Genomic DNA, 13,718 nt, shown 5'->3' with positions numbered 1-13,718 from the left:
GTCAGACATCCGGGGAGATAGAGGTCGAGATGGTAACTCTTACAATCGATGACAAGCAGGTTACGGTATCAAAGGATGCCACAATATACGATGCAGCTAAGGCAGCAGGCATCCGTATACCTATCATATGCCACGACAAGAAGCTTCAGCCGTTCGGTGGATGCCGGATGTGTCTTGTTGAGGTTGAGCAGATGAAGGGGCGTCAGATCCCGGCATGCACCACTCCGGTGACTGAAGGGATGATAGTCAGGACATCGACGGATGAGATCATCAAGGCAAGGAAGATGGTTCTTGAACTCCTTCTTCTGAAGCATCCGATTGATTGTCCGGTATGTGATGCCGCTGGTGACTGCGATCTCCAAAACCTTACCTATGAATATCAGGTGAATGCCAATCGATTTACAGATGAGAAATTCAACTGGAAAATCGATTACGAAAACCCACTGATAGAACGTGACATGAATCGCTGTGTGCACTGTGGCAAGTGCGCCAGGATTTGTGATGAGATTGTATGCTTCGGTGCCTACTCCTTTATTAACAGAGGTATCGAGGCAAAAATCGGCACTGAGTTTGATGGTCCCCTGAACTGCGAATTCTGTGGTTCCTGTGTGTCTGTCTGCCCTGTCGGCGCCTTGATCTCCAGGCCATTCAAGTTCAAGGCTCGCTGGTGGGCACTGAATAAAGTCAAGACTGTTTGCGGCTACTGTGGAACCGGCTGTCAGCTGACCCTTGGTGTTAAGGACAACAAAGTCCTTACTACAGTCTATGACGAAAATCAGGGATTCCATAACGGCCAGCTCTGTACCCGCGGTCGGTGGGGGTATCAGTTCGTCAACAGTGAGAAAAGGCTTACAACCCCGCTGGTGAAGAAGAACGGTGCTCTGCAGCCGGCATCCTGGGACGAGGCATTAGCTGTTGTCTCCAGCCGACTCAAAGAGGCTAAGTCGAGTCCTGATACCTTGGCTGCCTTGGTAACGCCACGCCTTACCAACGAAGAGCTCCTTGCTTTCAGGAAGCTTTTCAAGGACCAGCTCGGCTGTGACAATATCGACCATTCTGCGGGTTATGCCCACAGTGCCCTTACCGCAGGAGCAAAGGAAAGCCTCGGCTATCCGTCATCACCTTCTGTAGTCGCGGACATTCAAAAAACTAACCTGTTGCTGGTAATCAAGACTGATGCCTATGATACCCATCCGGTTGTCGGTTTTGAGATAAATCTCGCTGTTAAACGTCAAGGTGTTGATCTGCGGATCATATCCGACAAAAAGGGCAAGCTGTCCAGGCTTCCTGATGCGACAACCTATGTTCACAAGCCAGGCACGGAGTTGGCGTTGGTAAACGCCATAGCCAAGGTAATCATTGATGAAAATCTGCAAGATGCGGCAGCAGTAGAGCTCATCAACGGTTTTGCTGCTTGGAAGGCAAGCCTAGAGTCAGTTGCCATCGATCAAGTCGCTGCACAGTGCGGACTACAGGCAGAAGAAATCAAGTCATTGGCAACAGATTATGCCAAAGCTGAAAAGTCTCTTATTCTTTTGCCTACTGGGCTCGGGTATCCTGGCCATGGCAAAGAACTGGCACAGGCACTGATCAACCTGGCTCTTTTGACCGGCAAGGTTGGTAAAGAGGGGTGCGGTGCACTCATCCTCGGCGAGAAGAACAACAGCCAGGGCGCAGCGGATTTGTCGATTCATCCGACATCCGGCGGCAAGGGAGCACAGGCAATAATTGCCGGATGTGCCGCAGGTTCTGTCAAAACTCTGTTTATAGCTGGGGAAAACCCGGTCGTGTCTTATCCGAACCGCAAGCAGGTGGAAGACGCTCTTGGTAAACTCGAATTTTTGGTGGTGCAGGATCTTTTCCTGACCGAGACAGCTGCCAAGGCTGATGTTGTCCTGCCGGTCTGCTCATTTGCCGAGAAAGACGGCTCTTACACCAGTGCGCTCGGTGCCGTGCAACGCCTTAATCGTGCGATCCCAGCAGTTGGTTCTTCACGTTCTGATTTCCAGGTACTTAATGATCTTTACGCTGCGCTTGCTGGTACACCGGCGTTTTCGGACGTTAACTCCGCATTCCAGGAGATTGTCGCAACAGTTCCCGGGTATGCAGGTTTGTCTCTGGATGGGCTTGGTGATAACGGTATTGTCCGTCCAGTTAGCGGCAAGTCGTCTTTTGTGACGGTTGCTAGCACAGTGCCTGCAGCAGAACCAGGTAAGTTAGCCTTGGTAACAGGCAGCGCACTCAACCATTCCGGAACCCTGTCTGTATATGGGGAAGGCCCGATGCTGGTTTGTCCGGAAGCCTTCCTTGAACTCAACCGGGAAGATGCAAAAGCACTTACCGTGAAAGATGGCGAAGAAGTTCTGGTCAAGTCAGCTACTGGTGAACTTCGCCTTAAGGCCAAAGTTGGTTCCAGACTCCCGCAAGGGGTCGTATTCGCACCGTATCACTTTGCCAATGCTTCAATAAACACCGTGACCACTGGAAGCGCCGTCACTTGGGTTACGGTTGGCAAATAATATAGAATCCGTCAGTTTTTTACACTAGCGAGAAGGGGAAGAGGCACTCATGGGATTCGAACTGTTTGGACTGCCAATGATCTACTACATAGCCATGGTTGTGAAGGTACTCGTGGTCTTCGTATTCGTACTGCTCACTGTGGCGTATGCAACTTATGCCGAGCGTAAGATCATCGGACACATGCAGGTACGTCTTGGACCGATGCGTACTGGATGGCACGGATTACTGCAACCTATAGCGGATGGGGTAAAGCTTTTCTTCAAGGAAGAGATTATTCCATCACAGGCAGATAAATTTGCGTTTCTGCTGGCACCAGTCATCGCGTTGATTCCAGCTTTTATTGGGTTTGCAGTAATTCCCTTTGGAGACACTATCGAGGTCATGGGCTACAAGATCCCGCTGCAGATTGCTGCCTTCTGGGATCAGGGGTCTAATAAAATTGTTGATCTTAATGTCGGTGTCCTCTACATCCTTGCTCTTGCCTCAGTCGGTGTCTACGGCATAGTGCTCGCAGGTTGGGCATCAAATAGCAAGTATTCTCTGCTCGGCGGTCTCCGTTCTTCAGCACAGATGATCTCTTATGAGCTGGCAGCTGGTCTCGCCATTATCTCTGTATTCATGATGTCCGAGTCGTTATCGCTACAGAAGATTGTCGCAGATCAGGCTGGATTTGGCTGGTATGTCTTCAAGCAACCGCTGGCTTTCATTCTCTTTTTCATCTGCTCTCTGGCTGAAATCAACAGGACACCTTTTGACCTTCCAGAGGCAGAAACAGAACTGGTCTCGGGATTCTGTACTGAATATTCGAGCATGAAGTATGCGATGTTCTTCATGGCAGAATATGCAAACATGGTAACTGTATGTGCTGTTACTACCACCCTGTTTCTCGGTGGCTGGCATGGTCCCGCATTCCTGCCCGGCTGGGCCTGGTTTATTGCCAAGGTTTACTTCCTGATCTTTGTATGCATGTGGATTCGCGCTACTTACCCTAGATACCGCTATGATCAGCTCATGCGTTTGGGATGGAAGGTCTTCCTGCCCCTGACCCTGCTCAATATCGTGGTTACAGGCTTGATTTACCGATAACAGCTTAATTTAACGGAAGAGGATATCCGCCATGATAATGCCGTTGATTAATGGACTCAAGATTACCCTGAAGCATATGTTTATGAAACCGGTTACGCTGCAGTACCCGGATGAGCGACCCAATGTTGCTCCCAACTTTCGCGGCCTTCACGCCCTGAAGGTTTCGCACAACAACGCCAAGTGCGTTGCGTGCTATCTCTGCCCGACGGTTTGCCCTGCCAAATGCATAACCGTAGAGGCCGGAGAGGATGCAAATCATGACAAATATGCCGCTGTTTACGAAATCGACATGTTGCGTTGCATCTTTTGTGGCTACTGCGTTGAGGCATGCCCGGTTGATGCCCTCAAGATGACGCAGACTTTTGAACTTGCGAATTACAAAAGGGAAGACTTTATTTTCACCAAGCAAGCCTTGTTAGAAAAGAAATAAAGGAGCAGCAATGGAAACCATCTTCTTTACCCTTGTGGCAGTCGTAACTGTCCTCTCCGGTATCATGGTCGTGACATGTCGGAACCCGATAAACAGTGCTCTGTCGCTCATCCTGACATTTTTCTGCATAGCAACACTGTATGTCACTCTTGACGCTCCTTTTATGGCGGCCATACAGGTGCTGGTATACGCAGGCGCAATCATGGTTCTTATTGTCTTCGTTATCATGCTCCTGAATATTCGTTCTGAAGCAGGTAAGCGTTATACCCACGCCGGCATAATCGGCACGGTTGCTGGGGTACTACTGCTGATTACAACATTCAGTTTCTTGAATAACAGCACATTGACTGGGGTACGCGGTCTGGTAACCACTGATGTTGTTAACAAGGTCGGCCACACCGAACTGATTGCCCGTTCAATGTTCACAGATTTCTTGTTGCCATTTGAAATTACTTCCATACTGCTCCTTGTTGCAATCATAGGTGCGGTGATTCTCTCAAAGAAGAAAATATAACGTTACAGGGGTGATGAGATGCTTTCACTGCACAGCTATTTAATCCTTAGCGCAATTCTATTTTCGATCGGTGCCATCGGTGTCCTTATCCGCCGTAATGCCATTGTCATATTCATGTGCGTAGAACTGATGCTCAATTCAGTTAACCTTACTTTCATTGCCTTCTCTAAGTACCTGGGCAATATGGACGGTCAGATTTTTGTGTTCTTTGTTATGACTGTTGCTGCGGCAGAGGCTGCTGTAGGACTTGCCCTGATGATCGCATTTTATAAGAACCGAGAGTCCATTGATGTAGAGGACCTCAACCTGATGAAGTGGTAGTCAGGCCGCGCAACTCAACGAATCATTTCACTCAAGGAGTCTGGAATGTTTGACAATGTATGGCTCATACCTCTGTTCCCCCTGATCGGCTTCCTGATCAATGGCTTCTTTGGAAAGAAGATCAAGAATGAGGCTGTAATTGGTGGAATTGGCACCCTGATGATTTTCTGCTCATTTCTGGTGTCTTGTGGGATTTTGATGCAGTTGATCGGACTCCCTCCGGAGCAGCGAGTTTTTGAGAAGGTCGTATTCCCCTGGATTCACTGTGGCAACCTCAAGGTTGACATGGCATTCCTGATTGATCCGCTCTCCGCGGTAATGATCATGGTTGTCACCGGAGTCGGCTCACTGATTCACCTTTACTCCATTGGCTATATGCACGGTGAGGAAGGATTCTACCGCTTCTTTGCGTACCTGAATCTCTTCTGTATGTCCATGCTTCTCCTTGTTCTCGGCAGCAATATGCTGGTCATGTTCATTGGCTGGGAGGGTGTAGGCCTTTGTTCATACCTGTTGATCGGCTATTACTTTGAGAAGAAGTCTGCCGGGGATGCCGCCAAGAAGGCGTTTGTCATGAACAGGGTTGGTGACTTCGGCTTCCTCATTGGCCTCTTTACACTCTACTGGTGGTTCGGCAGTAATCATAACATTTGGACAATCAACTTTATGGAAATCAAGGCTGCATCCCACCTGCTTCCCTATGGTGGCGTTGTAACCGTTGCAGCACTTTGTTTCTTCCTTGGCGCAACCGGCAAGTCGGCCCAGCTACCGCTCTACACCTGGTTGCCTGATGCTATGGAAGGTCCGACCCCTGTTTCCGCTCTCATCCATGCCGCAACAATGGTTACTGCCGGCGTGTATATGATAGGTAGAATGAGTTTCGTGTTTATCAAGTCCCCTGATGCAATGATGGTAATAGCAGTGGTGGGGGCAGCAACGGCAATCTTTGCCGCGACTATCGGTACTGCACAAAACGATATCAAACGAGTTCTGGCATATTCAACCGTGTCTCAGCTCGGCTTCATGTTCCTGGCAATGGGTGTCGGTGCATTTGGCGCAGGTATTTTCCACCTGATGACTCACGCGTTTTTCAAGGCCTGCCTCTTTCTTGGTTCCGGTTCTGTTATCCACGCAATGCATCATGCTTTACATAAGATCCATTCGCATGATGATGCTCAGGATATGCGTAACATGGGTGGACTCAAGTCGGCAATGCCGATTACCTTTCTCACCTTCCTTGTTTCAACCATCGCGATTGCCGGTATTCCAGGTTTCTCCGGATTCTTCTCCAAGGATGAGATCCTCTGGCAGGCATTTGCCAATCCCTATCATGGCAGTCTGAATATTGTTCTCTGGGGTATTGGCGCGATTGCCGCTTGCTTTACGGCGTTCTACATGTTCCGCCTAGTTTTCATGACCTTCTTCGGTGAGTGCAGAATCAATGCTAAAGCGAAGGAGTATCTGCACGAGTCTCCACTGGTCATTACTATTCCGTTGATGGTTCTCGGAACGCTCGCAGTGGTTGGTGGTTATATCGGTATGCCGAAACTCATGGGAATGCTCCCCAACTATTTTGAGCATTGGCTTGACCCGGTCTTTGAGCTGGCCAATGAGTACGGCAAAGAGTATGCACACGGGGCACATCACACACATGCCCTTGAATGGGGCCTCATGGGTGTATCGGTAGTGATTGCCGTCATCGGTATCAGCATTGCCTTCACTATGTACATGGCTAACGACAAGCTCCCCGGTAAGTTCACCTCGACCTTCCCGGCCCTGCACCGTGCTGTGTTCAACAAGTGGTACATGGATGAAATCTATGACTTCCTCTTTGTCAATCCTTGCAAGTCCTTTGGTAATTTCCTCTGGAAAGGCTTTGACGTGCTTATAGTTGACGGTATTGTCAACGGTGTCGGCAAGGTGGTCATGGGGCTGAGTGCCGGTATTAGGGGCCTCCAGACAGGCTATACCCATAATTACGCCCTCGGCATGACGCTTGGTGCCGTTGTTATCGTTGCAGTTTATGTTTTCAGATAGTATTCCTGACTTAGCTATTGTGCAAAAGGAGCTGATTCAATGAGCGACATGATCATTACCCTGATGACCTTTTCTCCGCTAGTCGGGGTGCTACTACTGTTTTTCATCCCAAAAGACAGTCATGGCTTACTTCGTGGCGTAGCTCTTGCGTCTACGATCGTAACTTTCCTGGTATCAATTCCGATAATGACCGGTTTTGTGACCAATGCGGAGTTTCAATTCAAGGAATTCTATCCTTGGATAGCAGCTGGCCCGTTTCAGATGAATTACAATGTCGGGATTGATGGCATCAGCCTCTGGCTGGTCATTCTCACCACATTCATCATGCCGATTGCTGTTCTGTCAACTTGGACCGCCGTCGAGACAAAGGTAAAAGAGTATATGATTTTCCTGCTTCTTCTTGAAGTTGGGATGCTCGGCGCCTTTGTGTCTCTTGACATGTTCCTCTTTTACATCTTCTGGGAACTGATGCTGATCCCGATGTACTTTATCATTGGTATCTGGGGTGGCAAGAACCGGGTCTATGCGACCATTAAGTTCTTTATCTACACCATGGCCGGTTCACTTCTCATGCTGGTCGCTCTCATTGTCCTGTATTTCAAGGCTGGTGCCGGCGACTTCAACCTTCTTCGTTTCTATGGGCTTAACCTGCCGATGGCAACTCAGACCTGGTTGTTTCTGGCCTTTGCTTTTGCCTTTGCTATTAAAGTACCGATGTTCCCGTTCCATACTTGGTTGCCAGATGCGCATACCGAAGCACCAACTGCCGGTTCTGTGATACTTGCTGCAATTCTGCTGAAAATGGGTACTTACGGTTACGTCCGGTTTGCCATGCCTTTGTTCCCGCAGGCCTCTGAGCAGTTCACTCCGCTGATTGCCACTCTTTCAGTTATCGGTATCATCTATGCCTCTCTCGTCGCCATGGTGCAGGAAGATGTCAAGAAGCTCGTTGCCTATTCATCCGTAGCCCATCTCGGCTTTGTAATGCTTGGTGTCTTCGCGCTCAACCAGCAGGGTGTTGCTGGAGGCATGCTGCAGATGCTCAATCACGGTATCTCCACTGGCGCACTGTTCCTTATCGTCGGCTTCATTTATGAACGCCGACACACCAGACTTATTACCGACTTTGGTGGGCTTTCTAAGCAGATGCCGATATTTGCGACAATCTTTATGATCGTCACCTTCTCGTCTATCGGCCTTCCAGGTACTAACGGATTTGTTGGTGAGTTCCTGGTACTCATTGGTTCGTTTGAGAGCAGTCTGCGTTGGTATACGATTATTGCTACAAGCGGTGTTATTTTGTCCGCAGTTTATATGCTCTGGATGTTCCAGCGTGTTATGTTTGGCGAGCTGAAAAATCCTAAAAATAAAGAACTCAAAGATCTTAATGCTCGTGAAATTGCCATTATGGTCCCGCTGGTAGTGATGATTTTTGTCATGGGTCTTTATCCGAAGCCGTTCATTGATAAGATGACTCCATCTATAGACAAGATGATCCAGATCACAAGGTTGAAGCAGCAGGTTGTTCAGGCGCCTGCACCGCAAGGTATGCCTGCTGGAATGCCTATGGGCCATCCAGGCATGCCAATGGGCAATCCAGCCCATGAAGGAATGCCGGCTGGACATCCGGCAATGCCAGTAACCAAGTAATTAATCGGTAATAAAGTTCCGGAGGTAATGACTCAATGGATATGCTTCAGTTCCCAGCCAATATTGCGGCTGCAGCAGGTGTTAACTTTGCGGCAATCATGCCTGAGGTCATCCTGTCAGTAATAGCCATGGCTTTGCTGCTCGTGAATGTTTTTATTAAAAGTGAGCAGAAGGCATACCTGGGATATCTCAGCCTGGCTGGTATCATCCTCACGTTCGTCACGGTAATTAGTGGCTGGGGCACCGCACAGTCCGGCTTTAATAATTCAGTCCTTCAGGACAATTTTGCGCTGTTTTTCAAAGGGACATTTCTTGTCTCAGCGTTTCTGACCATTCTAATTACGGACCAGTACCTAAAGCGTGAAGAGTGCAACTGGGGCGAAATCTACCCGCTTATCCTTTTTGCCACAGTCGGTATGATGCTGATGGCTTCCGGAACGGATTTGATGACGATTTTCCTTGGGCTTGAAGTTCTGTCAGTATCACTTTATGTGCTTGCTGGCTTCAATCGCGCAAATCTCAAGTCAAATGAGGCCGGTCTCAAGTATTTCCTTCTTGGTGCATTCTCAACAGGGTTTCTGCTCTATGGTATGGCATTGACTTATGGTGCTACCGGAACTACCAGGGTTGCTGCAATAGCATCTTATATTTCACAAAATGGCATGGTATTGTCCAATCCAATGCTGTTGGCCGGTATGCTTCTGATGGCAGTTGGCTTTTCCTTCAAGATTGCTGCCGCTCCGTTTCATATGTGGACCCCTGATGTTTATGAAGGCGCACCGACTCCGATGACCGCATTTATGTCTGTCGGCCCTAAGGCCGCAGGCTTTGCAGCCTTCCTCCGAGTGTTCATTGTTGCTTTCCCTGCAATGAAGGCTGATTGGTCAGAACTGCTTTGGGTGCTTGCTGTTCTTACAATGACGGTCGGCAACATCACTGCTCTTTACCAGACCAATATCAAGCGGATGCTGGCCTATTCATCAATCGCTCATGCTGGATATGTTCTGGTTGGTTTTACTGCCGGCAACGCCGTAGGCACTGCAGGCGTACTTTTCTATATGCTTTCCTATGCGTTCATGAACATCGGAGCCTTTGCAATCATAGTTTTGGTCGGCAGAAAAGGTGAAGACAACAACAACGTTTCGGATTATGCAGGATTTGGCTTCAAGCATCCTGTTCTCGGTATGTGTATGTCGATTTTCCTCTTCTCTCTCGCGGGTATTCCGCCGGCAGCTGGCTTTATCGGTAAGTTCTATCTCTTCTCTGGTGCCATTCAGGCTGGATATGTGTGGCTGGCAATAATTGGTGTGCTGAATAGCGCTGCCTCGGTTTATTACTACCTCAGAGTTATGGTTTTCATGTATATGAAAGATCCCACTGAGGAGTTTGACTGGCTGCAGGTTTCACCATCACTTGCTCTTTGCCTGCTCCTCTCGGTAGCCGGGGTGCTTATTCCTGGGATCCTGCCAGGGTCGTTGCTTGACTTGGCACAAAAAGCATTGCTGATGTAACTAGCTTCATGAATATTTTAAGAAAGCCCCTCTGGATACAGAGGGGCTTTCTTGTTTTAGCATTGGAGGTAAAAATGAAAACTAGGCGTCTTAAACACATTTCAGTGATTTCAATATGTTTTATGATACTCTTAATAGCAAAGACAGCCGCTTGTGGATTTCAGAAGGGACATTACTCAAATCCAGAAGTTGACATCTCTTGGCAGAGTGCGCTCAGCGCTTCAAAACGACTGCAATTGACCGGTCAATTGCGGAACGTCAGTATGCATGATCAACTGAATATTGAGCTACGGGTAAGGGTTTCTGGTGAAAATGGGAAGTTGCTGGGGAATGCGATTTTTAAGTTTATTCCATCGCTTGTACATCCTGATGTCATACTGCCGTTTGGCATGATGGTTGATTTGTCTGATGCTGACAGTGTGTCCACAGCTGACTATGATCTATATTATGAAGTTGTTACACAGGATAAAGTGCTTTTGCCGCAATTTATTCAGTTTACTGGTGATTTACGGTTGATAAAGCCATAGAGGGGATCAGTTTGAGTGCGTTACCCATCCATATGCTTGAATATGTGGCTCTTGGCGTTACCGCCGGTTTTCTTGCTGGAATGCTTGGCGTCGGTGGTGGCTTGATTATCGTGCCGGTGCTCACCTACATGTTCGCAGCGCAGAATATGCCGGATCAGTATATTGCGCATCTTGCCATAGGAACATCTCTGGCAACCATAATATTTACGTCTATTTCGAGTATCAGCACACATCACAAACATTCTGCGGTGAATTGGACCATTGTCGGTAAGGTGTCTCCAGGGATAATAATTGGCACACTCATAGGTTCTTATTGTGCATCGAGTCTGTCATCTAATTTTTTGAAGGGATTTTTCGTCCTGTTTCTCTTGTATGTGTCACTGCAAATGTTGCTGGATATCCGACCGAAAAGCCACTACCGGATACCTGGTGCCGCAGGTCTATTGGGGGCCGGAGGAATTATCGGCGGTTTGTCAAGCTTGGTAGGCATTGGTGGCGGCAGCATGTCAGTACCATTTCTCATCTGGTGCAACCTCCCGGCCCATAAGGCGGTAGGGACTTCTGCCGCAATTGGATTCCCGATAGCCTTAGCTGGTACAGTCGGTTATATTATCAACGGGATGCATATCGCTAAATTGCCGTCACTCTCGTATGGCTTTGTTTATCTTCCAGCAGTGGCCTGGATTTCATTTGCAAGTTATATTACGGCTCCTTTTGGTGCTCGTTTGGCGCACAGACTTCCAGTGCCGAGCCTGAAGAGGGTATTTGCCGGATTTCTTCTTATCGTTGCGATTAAGCTGATATGGGGGATTATTTAATGCCAGAGGATAGATCTGTTGAAACGATTATTGAAAATATGTCAGATAAACAGCTGCTGGATCGGCGAGAGGTTCGAGTTCACTGTCGAATTAACGTTCAATTTATGCTTGCAGATCTGAATGATTATGGCACCTGCTGGAACTTGGGATTGCACGGGATGTATGTAGCATATGAAGGCGATGTCACTTGCGGAGCTTGCTTGGACCTCTGCTTTGTAATCTCGGATGAATTTCCTGCGCTCATTGAATCATCGGCTCGCGTTGTCTGGCTAAACACAGGTAAGCATTACGTGCAGAAGCAATTGCCTGAAGGTTTTGGTGTTGAGTTTATAAATCTTGGTGATGAGGCAAAAACTACGATTAGAAATTTTCTTCAACTGGATTGAATACAGCTCAGAAATATTCAACGGGATTACTATAATTGCCGATCACAGGCATTATTATTGAGATACCCTGCCAATGTGATAACATTTTATAACAACTGCCATGGAGTTTATATGAAACTATTTCTCGTTCTATTAATGGTCTTAACGGCATTCCTGTCAGGAGGATGCTCTATGCTCACTGCCTGGAGAAGTATTCCTCCTCCAGGAGGATGTGACCAATGCCATACAGCCGCGATAAGCAATGACTGGAGGGTGTCGTATAAGGCCCCAAACCTAACGGACGAAAGGGATAGGGTGGCCTTTCAGACCCCGGAGTATAACATGCCTACTACCGGTCAAGCTTCGGCTTCGTCGCTGGAGGTGCGGAAGGTTCAGGACCTGCGGTGTTTTGAATGTCATAAGTCGCCAAATGCTGAGCATAAGAAGCGTTCCGGCCGCTTTCATCATTAAAACGTACTAGGGGTAACATGAGAAAATTCGGACGCAGGACAAAAATTGTCGCCACCGTTGGCCCGGCAAGTTCCAGCATCGAAATGCTGGGGCATTTAATTGATGCCGGTGTAGACCTCTTTCGCTTGAATTTTTCACACGGGAGAAACGAAGAGAAGGCCGAAACAATAAAGGCGATTCGTGAGCTTTCCGAGCTGAAAGGGCGGCAGATTGGCATTTTAGGGGATCTGCAGGGCCCAAAGATCCGCACCGGTCGCATGGAAAATGGCGCTATTCCTCTGATAAAAGGGGAGCGGTTATCGATTACTACTCGTGACCTGCTTGGCCGTCCCGGTCTTATCTCGACTGTCTATAAAGCGCTGCCTCACGATGTGCAGCCCGGTTCGCGCATTCTTATGGACGATGGACTGATTGAGCTGAAAGTTGCCTCCATCGAGGATGATACGGTTCATTGCACAGTGATTGAAGGAGGAACGCTTAAGGATTTGAAAGGGATAAATCTCCCAGGAGTGAATGTATCCAGCCCCGCTCTTACTGAAAAAGACAGAGTAGACCTCGAATTTTGCCTGCAGGCAAAGGTCGATTATATTGCGCTCTCTTTTGTTCGCACTGCAGCTGACATTGAAGAAGTGAAAAGAATAATTTTTGAACATGATATGTATCTGCCTGTTATTGCAAAAATCGAAAAGCCGGAGGCGTTGCGGAATTTCAAATCAATCCTCAAGGTGACAGACGCGGTGATGGTTGCGCGTGGCGACCTTGGCGTGGAAATCAATGCTGAAAAAGTCCCACTCTTTCAAAAGAAAATCATCCGGGCATGCAATGAAGCGGGTAAACCGGTGATAACCGCTACGCAGATGCTTGAATCAATGATCAGCCACCCCAGGCCGACTCGCGCTGAAACGTCGGATGTCGCCAACGCAATCATTGACGGCACAGATGCTGTAATGCTCTCCGGAGAGACTGCCTCTGGGGCATTTCCCGTTGAGGCTGTAAAGGCCATGTGCAAAGTCGCAGTGGATGTTGAAAGGTCGGAACTCTGGAGGATAAGCCATCGCCCGGATGGCATCAGCAACAATATCTCCCGTGCGGTAGCCCAAGCGGCGTGCCATGCCGCTGCATCCCTCAATGCCAGATGCATCGCCGTCCTCACGCAGTCGGGGAGTACCGCTGCATTAATATCGAAGTTCCGGCCGCAACTGCCGATTATCGCCTTTACCCCTTTCCCAGAGATACAACGGAAACTATCCCTGTATTGGGGGGTTAACAGCTGTGTTGTCGGTCGGTTGACGGGCACTGATGAACAGATTAATGCGGTCGAGGATACGCTGCTGGCTGCAGGGTTCCGCAAAGGCGACGTAATAATCATCACAATGGGGGTACCCATTGAGGCCAGAGGGTCTACCAACTTATTAAAAGTTCACAAATTAGGCGCTAAAGGTTTCTACGAAATCTTTTAGGGAGCGGC

12 protein-coding genes are annotated in these 13,718 nt (G+C 48.4%); all 12 read left to right on the top strand.

Annotated features, from left to right (window positions below; translation table 11 throughout):
- Positions 1-29: 29 nt before the first annotated feature.
- The 12 genes from KI809_RS10960 (at position 30) to pyk (ending at position 13,710) form a co-directional block, all read left to right on the top strand.
- Positions 30-2,519: a molybdopterin-dependent oxidoreductase gene (locus KI809_RS10960; RefSeq protein ID WP_214171606.1), complete on the top strand. Its 2,490-nt coding sequence runs from the start codon at positions 30-32 to the stop codon at positions 2,517-2,519.
- A gap of 49 nt (positions 2,520-2,568) precedes the next feature.
- Positions 2,569-3,606: an NADH-quinone oxidoreductase subunit NuoH gene (gene nuoH / locus KI809_RS10955; RefSeq protein ID WP_214171605.1), complete on the top strand. Its 1,038-nt coding sequence runs from the start codon at positions 2,569-2,571 to the stop codon at positions 3,604-3,606.
- A 31-nt stretch (positions 3,607-3,637) separates the two neighbouring features.
- Positions 3,638-4,036 (top strand): NADH-quinone oxidoreductase subunit NuoI, encoded by a 399-nt coding sequence (gene nuoI, locus KI809_RS10950; protein ID WP_214171604.1) that lies wholly within the window; start codon positions 3,638-3,640, stop codon positions 4,034-4,036.
- Positions 4,037-4,046: 10 nt separating this feature from the next.
- Complete coding sequence (locus KI809_RS10945; protein WP_214171603.1) at positions 4,047-4,550, top strand: NADH-quinone oxidoreductase subunit J; 504 nt, start codon at positions 4,047-4,049, stop codon at positions 4,548-4,550.
- A gap of 18 nt (positions 4,551-4,568) precedes the next feature.
- Positions 4,569-4,871, top strand: a complete 303-nt coding sequence (nuoK, locus tag KI809_RS10940) for an NADH-quinone oxidoreductase subunit NuoK (protein ID WP_041973574.1) — start codon at positions 4,569-4,571, stop codon at positions 4,869-4,871.
- A 45-nt stretch (positions 4,872-4,916) separates the two neighbouring features.
- Positions 4,917-6,908: an NADH-quinone oxidoreductase subunit L gene (gene nuoL, locus KI809_RS10935; RefSeq protein WP_214171602.1), complete on the top strand. Its 1,992-nt coding sequence runs from the start codon at positions 4,917-4,919 to the stop codon at positions 6,906-6,908.
- A 39-nt stretch (positions 6,909-6,947) separates the two neighbouring features.
- Positions 6,948-8,558: an NADH-quinone oxidoreductase subunit M gene (locus KI809_RS10930; RefSeq protein WP_214171601.1), complete on the top strand. Its 1,611-nt coding sequence runs from the start codon at positions 6,948-6,950 to the stop codon at positions 8,556-8,558.
- Between the two features lie 35 nt (positions 8,559-8,593).
- Positions 8,594-10,069 carry an NADH-quinone oxidoreductase subunit N gene (locus KI809_RS10925; protein WP_246559358.1) on the top strand — a complete coding sequence of 492 codons (1,476 nt, stop codon included), beginning with the start codon at positions 8,594-8,596 and terminating at the stop codon, positions 10,067-10,069.
- Between the two features lie 74 nt (positions 10,070-10,143).
- Positions 10,144-10,596, top strand: coding sequence for a hypothetical protein (locus KI809_RS10920; protein WP_214171600.1), 453 nt, complete (start codon positions 10,144-10,146; stop codon positions 10,594-10,596).
- 11 nt (positions 10,597-10,607) lie between these two features.
- Entirely contained in the window at positions 10,608-11,414 is an 807-nt protein-coding gene (locus tag KI809_RS10915; protein ID WP_337833306.1) for a sulfite exporter TauE/SafE family protein, read from the top strand.
- Positions 11,414-11,800, top strand: coding sequence for a PilZ domain-containing protein (locus KI809_RS10910; RefSeq protein ID WP_214171599.1), 387 nt, complete (start codon positions 11,414-11,416; stop codon positions 11,798-11,800). The genes KI809_RS10915 and KI809_RS10910 overlap by 1 nt, the downstream gene beginning before the upstream one ends.
- Before the next feature lie 467 nt (positions 11,801-12,267).
- Positions 12,268-13,710 (top strand): pyruvate kinase, encoded by a 1,443-nt coding sequence (pyk, locus tag KI809_RS10905; RefSeq protein ID WP_214171598.1) that lies wholly within the window; start codon positions 12,268-12,270, stop codon positions 13,708-13,710.
- The last annotated feature ends 8 nt before the right edge of the window (positions 13,711-13,718 follow it).

The sequence above is a fragment of the Geoanaerobacter pelophilus genome, from assembly GCF_018476885.1.
Taxonomy (GTDB): domain Bacteria; phylum Desulfobacterota; class Desulfuromonadia; order Geobacterales; family DSM-12255; genus Geoanaerobacter; species Geoanaerobacter pelophilus.
This window is presented reverse-complemented; position numbering and strand designations above follow the sequence as displayed.